General features: G+C 69.2%; 11 protein-coding genes. 2 read left to right on the top strand and 9 right to left on the bottom strand.

Going from position 1 to position 13,641, the window contains the following annotated elements; all coding sequences use genetic code 11:
- The first annotated feature begins 86 nt into the window (after window positions 1-86).
- Together VFR64_19470 and VFR64_19475 are read left to right on the top strand one after the other, a co-directional pair.
- Window positions 87-926: an MBL fold metallo-hydrolase gene (locus VFR64_19470; GenBank protein ID HET9491914.1), complete on the top strand. Its 840-nt coding sequence runs from the start codon at window positions 87-89 to the stop codon at window positions 924-926.
- A gap of 967 nt (window positions 927-1,893) precedes the next feature.
- Window positions 1,894-3,129 carry an IS110 family transposase gene (locus VFR64_19475; GenBank protein HET9491915.1) on the top strand — a complete coding sequence of 412 codons (1,236 nt, stop codon included), beginning with the start codon at window positions 1,894-1,896 and terminating at the stop codon, window positions 3,127-3,129.
- A 6-nt stretch (window positions 3,130-3,135) separates the two neighbouring features.
- Here VFR64_19475 and VFR64_19480 read toward each other — a convergent pair whose 3' ends face one another.
- The 9 genes from VFR64_19480 to VFR64_19520 form a co-directional block, all read right to left on the bottom strand.
- Complete coding sequence (locus VFR64_19480; protein ID HET9491916.1) at window positions 3,136-4,029, bottom strand: DUF222 domain-containing protein; 894 nt, start codon at window positions 4,027-4,029, stop codon at window positions 3,136-3,138.
- A 318-nt stretch (window positions 4,030-4,347) separates the two neighbouring features.
- Window positions 4,348-4,593, bottom strand: a complete 246-nt coding sequence (locus tag VFR64_19485; protein ID HET9491917.1) for a hypothetical protein — start codon at window positions 4,591-4,593, stop codon at window positions 4,348-4,350.
- Between the two features lie 145 nt (window positions 4,594-4,738).
- Window positions 4,739-7,549 (bottom strand): molybdopterin-dependent oxidoreductase, encoded by a 2,811-nt coding sequence (locus VFR64_19490; GenBank protein ID HET9491918.1) that lies wholly within the window; start codon window positions 7,547-7,549, stop codon window positions 4,739-4,741.
- On the bottom strand, window positions 7,549-9,126 hold the full coding sequence (locus tag VFR64_19495) for a 4Fe-4S dicluster domain-containing protein (GenBank protein HET9491919.1): 1,578 nt from the start codon (window positions 9,124-9,126) through the stop codon (window positions 7,549-7,551). Before VFR64_19495 ends, VFR64_19490 begins: the two co-directional genes overlap by 1 nt.
- A gap of 10 nt (window positions 9,127-9,136) precedes the next feature.
- A complete protein-coding gene (locus tag VFR64_19500) occupies window positions 9,137-9,910 on the bottom strand; it encodes a sulfite exporter TauE/SafE family protein (GenBank protein HET9491920.1) in 774 nt (257 codons plus the stop codon).
- Window positions 9,911-9,922: 12 nt separating this feature from the next.
- On the bottom strand, window positions 9,923-10,507 hold the full coding sequence (locus VFR64_19505) for a c-type cytochrome (protein HET9491921.1): 585 nt from the start codon (window positions 10,505-10,507) through the stop codon (window positions 9,923-9,925).
- Window positions 10,508-10,517: 10 nt separating this feature from the next.
- The gene (locus VFR64_19510; protein HET9491922.1) at window positions 10,518-11,771 is read right to left on the bottom strand and encodes an FAD/NAD(P)-binding oxidoreductase; all 1,254 of its coding nucleotides are present in this window, start codon (window positions 11,769-11,771) and stop codon (window positions 10,518-10,520) included.
- A gap of 27 nt (window positions 11,772-11,798) precedes the next feature.
- Window positions 11,799-13,052, bottom strand: a complete 1,254-nt coding sequence (locus tag VFR64_19515; GenBank protein ID HET9491923.1) for a YeeE/YedE thiosulfate transporter family protein — start codon at window positions 13,050-13,052, stop codon at window positions 11,799-11,801.
- On the bottom strand, window positions 13,037-13,567 hold the full coding sequence (locus VFR64_19520; protein ID HET9491924.1) for a hypothetical protein: 531 nt from the start codon (window positions 13,565-13,567) through the stop codon (window positions 13,037-13,039). The genes VFR64_19515 and VFR64_19520 overlap by 16 nt, the downstream gene beginning before the upstream one ends.
- Between the last annotated feature and the right edge of the window lie 74 nt (window positions 13,568-13,641).

Raw genomic sequence — 13,641 nt, forward strand, 5'->3', positions numbered from 1 at the left:
GCCGTCAAGAGCGCCGACGGCGGGGCACCCGCACTTGTGGTATGAGAGGGGGCACCACACGCGACCACCGATCACGGGGGTGGCCCATGAAACAGCTCACGGCCAACGTCCACGTGGAGACCGGGTTGCGCGGGTCGAACCACGGCTTCGTCACCACGTCTGATGGTCTGGTCCTCATCGACGGCCCGTTCAAGCCGAGCGACGCCCTGCGCTTGCGCGCCGAGATCGAGCGGCGCGGCCGGCTCCGCTACATCCTCAACACCGAGCCCCACGGCGATCACTGGACGGCCAACGCGTTCTTCCAGGTGCCGGTGGTCGCTCACGAAGGCGTGCGGACCCGGATCCTGACCACGGACATGGCCGAGCACGTGGCCCGCGTGGCGTCTTTCGGTCCCGAGGAGCCGAAGCTGCTGGAGGGATATCGGCCCAATGCCCCCATCATCACGTTCCAGCGCGAGATGCGGCTGCACGTGGGCCAGCACACGTTTCGCATGGTCCACATGCCCGGGCACACGCCCTATCAGGCCGCCGTGATCGTGGAAGAGGAGGGCGTGGTCTTCACCAGCGACAACATCTTCTGCAAGGTCCAGACCTGGCTTCAGGAAGCCGATCCCGACCGCTGGCTCCAGGCCCTGGACGCCCTGCGGAGCCTGCGGGAAGAAGTCTTCGTTCCCGGCCACGGCCCCGTCTGCGACAAGCGGTATCTCGACGAGCAAGAGGCCTTCATCCGGGAATGGGTGGCCTACGTCGAGAGTGGCCTCGACCGCGGCCTGACCAGGGACGAGTGCGTGGCCACCCTCACCGCGATGACCGACCGTTACCCGATGGACGTGGAGCAGGACGGCATGGCCCCCCGGGTCATGCGGATGAACGTCGCCAATCTCTACGACTACCTGACCGGCGCCGGCATCCACCGGCGGAGCTGAGCGTCGAGATCCGCCCCGCCCGGCCGGAGGATCTCGCGGCCATCGACGCCGTGCACCGGGCGGCGTTCGGCGGCCGCAGAGGCGAGGCTCGCCTCGTCTTCATGGTCACCGAGCTGATCCGGGAGGCGGAGCTCTCTAGACGGGCGAGGCCGCCACGCGCACTTCAGAGCTGGAGGGGCCGCTAGTCAGCCTTCTCCCCGGACTCAGGGGGCGATGAGGGGAACTTCCCGAGAGCCCGTGGATGAAGGACGTCGATCGCCCAGCCGACATCAAGATGTTCCCCCAGCCAGCCTGGACACGACGTCCGTGGGTGGATGTTGAGGCCCTGCGCGGCGTGGTGTGAGCGAAGCGCGTGCGCGGGGTCGGTCGGCACTGCGGGCGGCGCCGGAACCTCTGCGAGGAGCCGCCCATCGGGCCGGCGGAATCTCAGCGCACCATCGGGTTCGCGATCGACCTGAAAGCCCTCCTCGTGGACCGCCCGGTGGTGCCGGCGACACAGCAGGGTGAGGTTCGAGAGTGTCGTTGGGCCACCTTGAGCCCAGTGGCGGATTTGATGCCCCTGGCCGAAGCGCACGCCGCAGCCGGGGAAGCGGCAGCCGCGGTCGCGGTGCTGGAGTGCCCGGCGTAACGCGGGCGGGATCGTCCGCGTTCGGGCGCCGACTTCCAGCAGGCGGCCGGCCTGGTCGTGGCGCATCACAACTCGCCGGGCATCGCACGCCAGGCGCCGGGACGTTTCCGCGGAACCCATCATGTGGCTGGCGCCACTCCCCGTCCCACTGAAACTTTATATGCTGTGACGCGGACGAGCGGAGGTCGTCGCGTTACTGGTGCCATAGAGCCCGTCGCGGAACCTGACCCGGGGCGTTTGGAGGTACCCCATCGTGTCGACACAGCGTGTGCGCTGTGATCACGCATCAGGAAATTCTTCACCCATGAACGCCCTGCTCCGTCCGGAAAGGCGACCGCCATGGAGATCGTGAACGCGCGGTGTGCGGGCCTCGACGTACACAAGGCGACCGTCGTGGCCGCTGTGCGGGTGCCGGGACCACAGTACGGTGAGCGCCACAGCGAGCGAAAGACCTTTGCCACCACGAAGCGGGGTCTCACCGAGCTGACCGACTGGCTGATTGCCCATAGCGCCACCACCGTGGCGATGGAGTCCACCGGGGTGTATTGGCGGCCGGTGTATGCGGCGCTCGAAGGCGTCGTGAACGTGATCCTCGTCAACGCGCGACATGTAAAAATGGTCCCGGGCCGCAAGACCGACATGAAGGACTGTGAATGGCTGGCCCAATTGCTCGAATGTGGTCTGCTCCGCAGCAGCTTCGTCCCGCCGGCGGCGGTGCGCGACCTCCGAGACCTGACCCGCCTGCGCAAGACGCTGATCCGGGAACGCGGTCACCACGTCAATCGCATCGAGAAGACACTCGAGTTGGCGCAGATCAAGATCGGCAGTGTCATCAGCGACCTCATGGGCAAGACGGGCCGCGCTATCCTCGAAGCCTTGATCGCGGGCGTTGACGATCCGGATCAGCTGGCCGAGCTCGCACAGGGCTTGCTTCGGAAGAAGCGGCTGGCCCTTCGCGAAGCGTTGGTGGGCGGCCTCAGTCCGCACTACGCTTTTCTGCTGCAACAGCATTTGTCGCTGATCGACGCGCTCGACGTCCACATCGCCACCCTGGATGCTCGGATCGAGACGGCCATCCTTCCATTTGCTGACGCCGTGGCACTCGCGCAGAGCATGCCGGGGGTGGCGACCCGCGCGGCGCAGGCGATTCTCGCCGAGACCGGTGTCGACATGGCCTCGTTCCCGTCCGCTGCACACTTCGCCTCGTGGGCGCGTTTGTGTCCCGGCAATCATGAAAGCGCCGGCAAGCGCCAGCCCGCCACGACCGGCAAAGGCGCGACCTGGTTGCGGGCGACGCTCCAGGAATCGGCGTGGGCCGCCGGCCACGTCAAGAAGAGCTACTACCGCGCGCTCTATTACCGCCTCAAAGGGCGGCGCGGACCCAAGAAGGCGATCGTCGCCGTGCAGCACGCCATGCTGGTCGCCCTCTGGCACATGCTCACTCATCGCGTGCGCCATCAGGATCTCGGGGCCGACTACTTCACTCGTCGCGACGCGGCACGCGTTCGACGCCACCACGTTCGCCATCTTCAAAGGCTCGGCTATGACGTCGTGCTCACGGAGAAGGCCGCCTGACTCGACCTAAGTTTCATAGGAAACGCGTGTGCCCTCCTCGAGGACGGACTGACCGGGTGCGTCCTGGTCCGCCCGGACCTCAGCGTCGACGTGGACCACCACCTGATAATGCTCGTCCGGGGTCCCGGGCTCGAGCCCGTGGTGCAGGGCCGTCTCGGCCAGCAGCGCCAGGGCGTCGGCCTGCTGCTGAGCCATCGTGGAGGTGTCCGGGTAAAAGGACGATGCTCCCGCAGGAACGTCGGCCGAGCCGGGGTCCATCTCGGCGGGGCGCTGCTGCTCCATGGCGCGCGCTTTCTGATACAGCGTCTCCCGGGCCGCCGTCAGCGCCTGCACGACCAGCGCGCCGACCTCGGGCTCCAGCCGCCCGCGCAGGACCACCATGCCGTCTTCATCTTGATACACGTGCAGCGCTCGGCTCTTGTGCCGCCGTGCGGCTTCCTGAGCTTCGGCCTGCCGGTCGACCTTGCGCCAGCCCCGCACGATCCGCTCGACGTGCTCGGCCGTGCCGGCCCGCCCGACCGCGAGCAGGCGTTCTTCGGTCTCGGCGGTGGCCACGCGGGTCAAAGCCCGCACCTTGGCGTACGAGAGCTCCCCGCGGGCCAACGCCTGGGCCAGCAACGGCAGTCCGCCCAGAGCCCGCGCCACGCGGACGCGCTCGCGCGCCGCACCCAGGTCCATCCCTACCCGCCACGACAGCCAGTGGGCACAGGACTTGAACCCGTTGCCCCAGCCGCCGCGCGCGTCAAACACGCGGATCAGATCCAGGAGGCGAGCAGTGGCGGCGTCCAGGTGAGCGGCCAGCTCGGCAATCTCGTCGCCCAGCCGGTCGAGCTCTGCGGTCCTGGCGTGATTTGCCGTGCAGTCGTCAATGGCAACACGAATCGGCGAGTGAATTTCCATGGCGCCCCCCTGCTTGAGGCGACTCTACACCCCGATTTCCGACGCCTCTGCAAGGCGTGACAAGCCGCGATCGTGGCCCAGTCGCAATTTTCTGTGGTGAGCCGCTCGATCGCCGTTCGTTTGCTCCGCAGCGGGCGCAGAACGGGCCTCTACGCAGCACCGCCGATGTGCCGCAGGAGCGCCCGCGAAAACCTGTCAAGCGAAAACGAAGGTCCGGACCGAAAAGATAGGTAACAGATTGGACGGCCGGTCTGCTGTGTCACCAATGTCGACGGTCGCACGGAACGTCTGCGAATTCAGACGCTCGCCCGAACCCGGCTACTTCCCCGCCATCGACGGAATCCGGCAATCGCCCTTGAGCGAGATCGGCTGCCCGCCCGACTCGGTCAACACCGACGCCAGCCGCGCGTACAGGGTCTCCGAGACGTCGACAACGAACGAGCGTTCCCTCGCATCGGGATCGTGAAATGTCACCGTCGTAGGCGTGGTGCGGTAGTAGAGCTTCCACCGCTGGCCCGAGACCAGATCCAGGCGCAGCTCGTTCGTATAGCTGGTGAGGATCATCGTCAATCCCCGGGGTGGGGCGGGGTGCAGTACTCGATCTCGAGAGCCTTCCACGGACTCCCCACGAGATCGGGCACGTCGGGGCCGCAAGCGCCCGTCAGACAGCCCGGGATCGGCAGCGCCGCGACCGCGCCGCGCCGCCGCACTACTGGATCCGATACGCTTCGTCGGCCGGGCGGAAGGCCCTGGGCAGCCACAGCGGGCGGCGCAGGTTGCCCGGGCCCGGTGCCGGACGGGTGAGGCTCAGCCACTCCCGATAGACCTCGTGGGCCTTGTTGGTGTCGACCACGATGTCGCCGTAGCGGTCGTCGGGGTCGGGCCGGGACACGCGAACTTTCTGATGCCAGCAGTGCTGGCCGCTGACCGGGTCGGGCTGCACGGGGAACGTCAGGTTCTGGTTGACGCCGGCCTCCGTCCACCAGACGCGCCGCGAGTCGGGATCGTCGCTGTCGAACGGCTCGATGCCGTGGATCTGCCGCATGCGCCACCGGCCGGGCTCGAGCTGCTTGAGGTCCACCAGCGCGGTGGACCAGCGCTCGCCTCCACTGTCCTCCTGAAGCCGCCAGCGTCCCAGGTGGTGGGAGCAGGCGATGACGCCCGGGCGAAGGCCTTCGGTGACCCATACCCGATCGACGAAATGGCCGATGGCCGTGCTGACCTTCAGCAGGTCGCCGGTCCGGGCCCCGACCCGCGCGGCGTCCTCGGGATGGATCCAGATCGGGTTGGTGTGAGAGATCTCGTAGAGCCACTTGGCGTTGCCCGAGCGGGTGTGGATCAGCGTGGGCAGGCGAAAGGTCGGGAGCAGGACCATCTCGCCACGGTCACGATCCAGGCGCGACCAGTGGACGTGACTGCGCAGGTAGTCGGGCACGGCCTGCTCCGGCCACTTCCAGTCGCTGAGCGTCGAGGAGAAGAATTCCAGCTTCCGGGACGGCGTGGGAAAGCCCGCCCGCACCGTTCCATCCACCTCGCAGCCGACCACCCGGCCATCTTTCGAGGCGAGCTTCGTGCGCGGATCGATCGAGGCGCCGGCCAGCGCGGCGGGCGCCAGCGCCTGCTCGTGAGGCCGGTACGGGCCCTCGTCGACGAGGAAGGAGCCGTACCGCCGCATGTAGCCCAGCGGGGTCAACCCCTCGGCCCGGGCGGCCTCCGGCAGCCCGGGCACGCTGTGCTCGAAGATCCAGCGATAGAACTCCTCGATGCGGAGCTTTTCCCCGGGGCGGTAGGGCGACTCGAAGTAACGGCGGATGCCCAGGGCGCCGTCGGGGTCGATGCGCCAGGACAGCTCGATCCAGAACTCGTCCTCCTCCCACACCTGACCGAGGCCCGCCGCCTCGTGGGCCTGCCAGGTCCAGTCGAACGTGCGGCCCTGGCGCTCCAGGGCCACGCGAAGCACGGGTTGCCGGAATCCGATCCAGCGCGCGGCGTGGGTCTCCTGGGACATCAGGTCGTGGCGCTCGGAGGCGACTCCCATCGGCAATACGAAATCGGAGAACCATGCCGTCTCGCTCCACACGGGAGTCAGACAGGCATGCCGCTCGATCTTGGCCTCGTCGGTCAGCATCTCGATCCACGACATGCCGTCGGGGTTCGTCCAGACCGGGTTGTACACGCGGGTGAAGTACATGGCGAGCTTGCCGCGGCCCTCACGCAGGAAATGCGGCAAGAGATAGCTCATCTCGAAGAAGGCGAGCGGGTACTCGCGGGGCATGAGCAGCTCGCTCCACACCTGAGCCGGCGGTGGCATGAGTGGCGGGGCGGGGATGAACTTGTTCCAGGCGTTCGGGGCCGTGCCGCCCTCCGCCCCCACCGCCCCCATGAGCACGACCAGCAGCTGCAGAGCCCGGGCGACCTGCCAGCCGCCCAGGTTGCCCGCCGCCGTGTTGCGCCAGATGTGGGTGGCCAGCGCCGGGCCGGCGTCGGCGATGGCCCGGGAGACCTCGACGATGGTGGCGGCGTCCACGCCGCTCTCCTGCTGGGCGAACTCGGGGGTGAACTGGGCATACCGTTCGTCGAGCGCTCGCTCGAAGGCCTCGAAGGTCACGGGCAGATCGGTTCGCTCGGCGCGCAGGTATTCTTCCCAGTTCACCCACCGCCGCACGAACTCACGGTCGTAGCGGCGCTCCCGGATGAGCACGTGGGCCATGGCCAGCAGCACCGCCCCTTCCGTGCCCGGCCAGGGAGCCAGCCACCAGTCGGCCATGGCGGCGGTGTTGCTCAGGCGGGTGTCCATGACGCACACCCTGGCGCCCCGCATCTTGCCCTCGATGATCCGCTGGGCGTGCGGGTTGAAGTAGTGACCGGTTTCCAGGTGGGAGGAGAGCAGGAGCATGAACCGGCTGTGGGCGTGGTCGGGCGACGGGCGATCCATCCCCATCCAGAAGGCGTAGCCGGCCCGCGCGCTCGCCGAGCAGACGTTGGTGTGGCTGTTGTGGCCGTCGATCCCCCAGGCGTGCAGCACCCGCTGCAAGTAGACGAGCTCGTGGCCGGGCCGGCCCAGGTGGTACATGACCTCCTGCGGGCGGCGCGCGACAAGCGCCTGGCGGATGCGGGCGGCGATGTCGTCGAGGGCCTCGTCCCACGTGACCCGTTCCCAGCGGCCCCCCCCGCGGGGACCGACGCGCCGGAGCGGGTAGCGGATCCGTTCCGGATCGTTCACCTGGTTCAGCGTGGCCGGACCCTTGGCGCAGGTGCGTCCGCGGCTGCCCGGATGCGCCGGATTGCCCTCGAACTTCTGAATCTGGAGCCGGTCACGGTCGACGTACGCGAGCAGGCCGCAAGCCGCCTCGCAGTTGAAGCAGATGGTCGGGATGAGGGAGTAGCGCCGCTTGACCTTGCGGGGCCACGCGGCGGGATCGTATTCCTCCCAATCGTCCCAGCGCTCCCGCGGCGGAAAGCTCATGAGCCCGCTGGCGGGCGGCGGCAGGTCGCGAGCGGTCGGGTTGAGCGGCTGCATCAGCTGAGCGGCACGGACTGACCGGCCCGGATCCAGAGATCCTCGTAGAGCCACAGGCCGCCGAGGGCCAGGAGCGCGGCGACGACGTTCAGCGGCGCCGACTCCCACTCGGTGGCGGCGATCCCAGCCGCGATCGGGGCCAGCACGCCGGCCGCGATGACGCCGCCCCACAACGGCAGGCGTAGCGGCCCCCGCCTGAGCAGCCGGGCCGCCAGGCCCGCGTCCTGGCTGGCGTGGCGGCTCAGGAGCTCGACCATCACCAGGCAGGCGTGAGCGGCGAGCGAGAGCACCAGCAGCGGCACCAGAAGACCGGCCTGGGGGCCGGCGTAATCGATGATCGTCGTCACGCCGCCCTCGGAGGTGACGGATGCCGGCGGGCGCTCCCACCCGGGCGCCGCGAGCAGGAGGACCGCGCTACCGGCGACCACGGCGGCGACGATGAGATGCACCAGCTTCAGCGGGCTCTGCCAGAAGTCGCGGCCTTCGGCTTGCCCGAACAGGAAGGCGCTGTAGCCCGCGGTCGCCAGCGCCAGCAGCATCGCGGCGACAGCGAGCGGGCCGGCGATGACCGTTCCGGCCAGCGAAGTCAGGGCCCCGATGCCAACGACGGCGCCGAAGGCCATCAGGATCCAGGCGCCCCACACCAGCCAGGACCGCCAGTTCGGCATGAGCAACAGGTAGTGGAAACGGTCCGGGCGCTTGAGGTCGGCGATGAGGAGTCCCGCGGTCAGGGCCAGGAGCACCAGGCTGATGAGCGCGGCGACGAGTGTGGAGCGGGCGTCCGAGATCAGCGGCACGCCGACCAGGATGGCCCCGGCCGCAATGGATTTCGTCCACAGGTAGGTCGAGACCTTCCAGCCCCACGGGCGCGGCTGGTGAGGCACGTCGTACACCGTGCGCGCCCGGGCATGGTCGCCGGCGGCGTCTGCCTGCTGGCCCGAGAGCACCATGTCGACCAGGGAGAGCTCGTCCGCAGGGCGCTGGGCCCAGAGGTAGTGGGCCGTCGGGACCTGGAGCGACGGCGTCAGGGCCGCGGTGTCGGCGCCGATGTAGAAGACCTTGGGGCGTGTCCCCTGCTCCGGCTTCCGCACCTGCACCTGCTCGGTATCCACGAGCCGGGCGATCTGGCTCGTCGCATCGTCGAGGTCGCCGGCGATGATGGCCTGCTCGGGACAGACGATCACGCAGGCCGGCTCCAGCCCCAGCTCGGTGCGGTGGGCGCAGTAATGGCACTTGGCCGCCGTTCCGGTGGTCGGATCGATGTAGAGGGCGTCATAGGGGCAGGCCTGCATGCAGGACTTGCAGCCGATGCAGCGCTGGCCGTCGAAATCCACGATGCCGTCACCGCGGCGGTAGAGGGCCACGGTGGGGCAGATGGTGACGCAGGGCGCGTCGTCACAATGGTTGCACCGCAGCACCGCGAAGTACCGGCGGGTGTGGGGCAGCGTCCCCCGCTCGACGTACTTCACCCAGGTCCGCGATGCGCCGAGGGGGACTTGATTCTCCTCCTTGCAGGCGACAGTGCAGGCGTGACAGCCGATGCACCGGCGCTGATCGATCACGAAGCCGTATCGCACGGGTCGGGCGCTACCGCACGGCCACGTCCCACCAGACGCGGGCCGCGGTGAGCGTGATGAACATGAGCAGGATGAGGCGCAGCGGCCAGACGCCCAGGCGCCGGCTCACCGCCGCGCCGAGGGGGGCGCCCGGCAGAGCGCCCAGGGCCACGGCGGCCGCCGGCCCTGGCGGAACCTGACCGGTGATCAGCTTGCCGGCGACGCCCGCGATGGCCGCCACGGCGGTGATGGCCAGCGAGCTGCCGATGGTCACGCGGATGGGAACGCCGACAACCACGAGGAGGAGCGGCACGAGGAGGAAGGCTCCGCCCGCGCCCACGAAGCCGGCGGCAAGACCGACGGCGCCGGCCACGGCGACGATGCGCGCCGGGCTGTATCGCGTCCGCTCGCCTGCGTGAACGGGCTCGACAGAATCCAGCGGGATCAGCATGAGGACGATCGCCACGGTGACCATCAGCGCGAAGACCACGAGCAGCCATCGCTCGGGGGCGTACTTCGACAGCAGGGCGCCGAGGAACGACGCCACGGCCATGGCGGTACCTCCGATCCAGGCCAGGTCGACGTTCACGGCGTCGTACCGCCGGTGCGCCAGCATCCCCGTCAGCGACGCCACGAAAACCTGGACCATGGTGATGGCGGCGACCGTCTTGACGTCGAGGCTGCCGACTCCGAGCAGGGGCGGCACGTAGAGGAGCAGCGGGATCATGATGAGCGCGCCCCCGATGCCCAGCAGGCCGGCGGCGAAGGCTCCGGCTACGCCGAGACCGAAGAGCGTCGCCGCCATGATGGCCGACATTCAGCGCTGGCTTGAAAAGTACGCGGCCAGGTCGGCCAGCGTGTCGTCTGGGATCGTCTTCATCAACGTTTTGACGGGCTTGAGCCGCTCATCCCCGGGGCTGCGCCGGTCCTGTTTGAAGAGCAGCATCTGGTTGCGCAGGTAGCCGGGAGGTTGGCCGCGCAGATCGGGCACCAGCTTGGCCGCGTCGCCCTGGCCGCGGTCGCCGTGACAGATGGAGCACTGGGTGGCCGCGGCCCGGCCCCGCTCGGCGGCGGCCGCGTCGACCTTCACCGCGGTGGCCGTGCGCGGCTGGGCGGCGAAGTAGGCGGCGATGTCGTCGACGCCGAGGGTGAGCACCTGCTTGGCGTAAGGCTCCATCTCGGGCGACGGGCGCCGTCCCGCCGCATAGTCCTCGATGGCCTTCTTGAAGTAGGCGGCGGACATGCCGGCCAGGATGGGCATGCTGTCCGACGGGCTCTGCCCCTGAGGACCGTGGCAGACGACGCAATTGAGGGTCTTCAGCGCGCCCGGGCCGTCGAGCGGTCCGGCCCCGGCGACCCCGCCGGCGGCGAGCACGAGGAACACCGCGAGGATGATCTGCATCGTGCCTCCTTCAGGCCAGCATGTCTCGCCAGATGCTGGTGGCCCAACCAATCGCGTTCTGGGCGACGGCGGCGCTCTGGCCCGGCGTGAGCTTTTGCTCGATCTGCACGACCTTGCCCCCTTCGATCTTGTAGGCGTTGACCACGGCGATCGCCTCGCGGTCGTTGACCCAGCTGTAGCAGGTGTTGCCGGGGGGCAGGACCGGCGGCTGCTTGTCCTGGATCAGATGCGCGACGGCCACGGCGCAGATCTTCCCCATGGCATTGGCGATGTTGCCCGATTTGGGCACGGGCAGGCCGGTCGTGGAGTCGCCCACCACGTGGACGTTCGGGTGCTTGACCGATTCGTAGGTGACGTGGTTCACCTCGCACCAGCGCTTGTCGGCCCCGACCAGGTCGGCCTGCGCGGCGATGGCCCCGGCGCGCTGGGGCGGGATGAGATTGACGACGTCGTACGTGACCTTGTCGCCGAACTCCGTGGTGACTTCCCGCCGGCCGGGATCCACTTTGGCCACCTTGCTCGACCCGCGATACTCGAGGTTCGGATAGGCCTTCCAGGCCGCGCGGAAGAGGCCCGCCTTGGAGATGACGTTCGGGTTGGCGTCGAGCACGATCAGCTTGGCTTTCGGCTTGTGCGTCTTCAGATACCAGGCGACCTGGCACGCCCGCTCGTAGGGGCCGGGCGGGCAGCGGAAGGCGGCCGGCGGAATGGAGAGGACGAACACGCCGCCGTCGGGCATGGCGGCGAGCTGCCGGGCCAGCTCGACGGTCTGCGGCCCGGCCTTCCAGGCGTGCAGGACTTTGTCCCGGTTCTCGACCAGCCCCTCGACCTGACTCCACTGGAACTCGACTCCCGGCGACGCGATGAGGCGGTCGTACGCGAGGTACCCTTCGCCGACCCTAACGCGCCGGGCCGCGGGATCGATGGCGGTCACCGTCTCGTGGATCACGTCGACGCCGTGCTTCCGCAGCCCGCCATAATCGAAGGTCATGCTGTCGATGGTCCGCACCCCGCTCAGCACGAGGTTGCTGAACGGGCACGACACGAACGTGCGATTGGGCTCGAACAGGATGACCTCGATCGAGGGATCGGCCAGGCGGGCGTACTTCGCCGCGGTGGCGCCGCCCCAGCCGCCGCCGACGATGACGACGCGCCGTCCCCTCTTGGGCCGGAAGTCCCCCTTCATCGGCCGGGCGCAGCCGGCGCCGAGGCCACCCGCGGCCAGCGCGGTCCCGCCCACCTGCAAGAATCGCCGACGTGTCATCAGCGCCATGATCCCTCCCGCCTGCGGTCAGCTCAGCGCCGACAGCTTGCCCGTCTGCTCGTTCCAGGTGGCGGCCAGGGCCCACGCCGCCGCCACGCCCAGGATCACCAGCAGGGCCGCGCCCCAGCCCAGGACGGCCGGGAGAAAGACGGCGACGCCCAGGGCGCCGCCGAGGCCGAGCTGGGTCAGGGCCAGCCGCGCCAGCGAGGCCCCCAGGGCGAAGCACGCGACGGCCACCCACAGCTTCACGTGCCCTTCCCCGGCACGCCAGATCGAGCCGGCTCCGCAGCCGCCGGCCAGCGTCATGCCGATGCCGAACAGCAGGCCACCCACCAGCGCGCCGGGCCCGGCGGCGGCGAAGACCCACTCCGACCGATCCTTGAGATCCGTGAACTTGAGGATGGCGAAACCGAGCGTGCTGATGCCCAGGGCCAGCGCGGTGGCCCGCGTGTGCGCGGCGTCGCCGGTCATGAAGGGCTCGCGGAAGGCCCGGACCAGGCAGAAGCGTGAGCGCTGGAAGATGATCCCGAACACGCCGCCGAAGAGCAGGAAGACGCCCTGGTTCGCGTACCCCGCTCCGCTGTACGCGAACGGCAGGGTGAGCAACGCCAGCAGCAGCAGCCCGCCCGCCAGCGGTTGGCGGCGTCCGCCGTGGGCCGCCGCGTAGACGCGCGCCGGCCCGGACGACCATGACGGCCGGTGGCCGATCTCCCAGATCAGATAGCGGATGGCCAGGAACGCGCCGGCGCCGAGCCCCAGCATCATGCCGAGGCCGGCCAGCGACAGGGCGCTCGTCGCCGAGAAGAATCCGCCGATGTTGCAGCCGAAGGCCAGGATGGCGCCTCCGCCCATGAGCAGCCCGCCGACCGCGCCCTTCACCAGCTCCCCGGCCGGCGGCACCCGGATGGCGAACTCTCGGCTGAGCAGGGCGGCGGCCAGCCCGCCGAGCAACACACCCAGATTCAGGAGCGAGCCCGAGTAGAACCACGGCGGCAACAGGTCGGGACGATGCAGCACGCCCAGCCCGACGAGCACCCAGTCGCCCCAGTTGCGCAGCCCGTCGGAGGCCGTCCACGGTCGGTCGAAGGCGAACAGGAACACGTTGACCGTGGCCACCAGGACAGCGGCGCCCCACACCGGCCAGGGGCGTCCGACCAACGCGTCGTACTGCCCGGCGAAGACGCCGCTCATGACGGGCGCAGAGTGTAGCATGCGCGAAGCCGCCGGCTCCCAGACCGCCCGGACGCCGGCGGCGTTCCGCTCGATCAGCGCAGCGCGGATTCTAGACTGGGCGCCTGGGTCACGTGCAGCTTCGCGACCATCTCGTTGATCGGCTGCACCATCTGGCTCATGTGATGAACGGCCCGGCCCAGCGCGTCGGTCACGGCCGCTTGCTCCGACTTGAGGAACTCGTACTGGCCGCGCAGCGTCTCCAGATCCGACTGCAGCGTCCCGAGCTCTCGGCGCAGCGCCGTCACCTCTTCCCGCGCGCGGTCGGACTCCTCCTGGGCCCCCGTGAGCTTGTCCCGCAGCCGCTGGTTGTCCTCCAGCACACTGGGGATAGTGCGGCCCAGCAGGAGTTGACTCTCTTCGATCCAGCGCTCGATCTGCTGCCGGGCTTCGGACGTCTCCACGATGCTCATCCTGATCTGTCCCCCCTTGTCCGGTTCGGACGACCCCGGGGTCGCCGACCCGGGGTGGTCGCCAATGATCACGTCGTGCGGCGACTCGGTGCGCGCGCCGCGCGTGGCCGCACGGCGGAACAGGAAGTTGCGCGGGAAAGTCCTCTTGAACACCGCGTCAGCGTGTCGAGAGACGAGCCGAAGAAGTACCCAACATCTTGCGTGCTGCGGAATCTATCACGCAGCAT

It is taken from the genome of Candidatus Methylomirabilota bacterium, from assembly GCA_035709005.1.
Lineage (GTDB): Bacteria > Methylomirabilota > Methylomirabilia > Rokubacteriales > CSP1-6 > 40CM-4-69-5.

What these genes read in the sequence shown, in the direction of transcription:
- VFR64_19475 (HET9491915.1), top strand. Translation starts at nt 1,894, where the DNA reads ATGGAGATCGTGAACGCGCGGTGTGCGGGCCTCGACGTACACAAGGCG.
- VFR64_19470 (HET9491914.1), top strand. Translation starts at nt 87, where the DNA reads ATGAAACAGCTCACGGCCAACGTCCACGTGGAGACCGGGTTGCGCGGG.
- VFR64_19490 (HET9491918.1), bottom strand. Translation starts at nt 7,549, where the DNA reads ATGCAGCCGCTCAACCCGACCGCTCGCGACCTGCCGCCGCCCGCCAGC.
- VFR64_19485 (HET9491917.1), bottom strand. Translation starts at nt 4,593, where the DNA reads ATGATCCTCACCAGCTATACGAACGAGCTGCGCCTGGATCTGGTCTCG.
- VFR64_19505 (HET9491921.1), bottom strand. Translation starts at nt 10,507, where the DNA reads ATGCAGATCATCCTCGCGGTGTTCCTCGTGCTCGCCGCCGGCGGGGTC.
- VFR64_19480 (HET9491916.1), bottom strand. Translation starts at nt 4,029, where the DNA reads ATGGAAATTCACTCGCCGATTCGTGTTGCCATTGACGACTGCACGGCA.
- VFR64_19500 (HET9491920.1), bottom strand. Translation starts at nt 9,910, where the DNA reads ATGGCGGCGACGCTCTTCGGTCTCGGCGTAGCCGGAGCCTTCGCCGCC.
- VFR64_19510 (HET9491922.1), bottom strand. Translation starts at nt 11,771, where the DNA reads ATGACACGTCGGCGATTCTTGCAGGTGGGCGGGACCGCGCTGGCCGCG.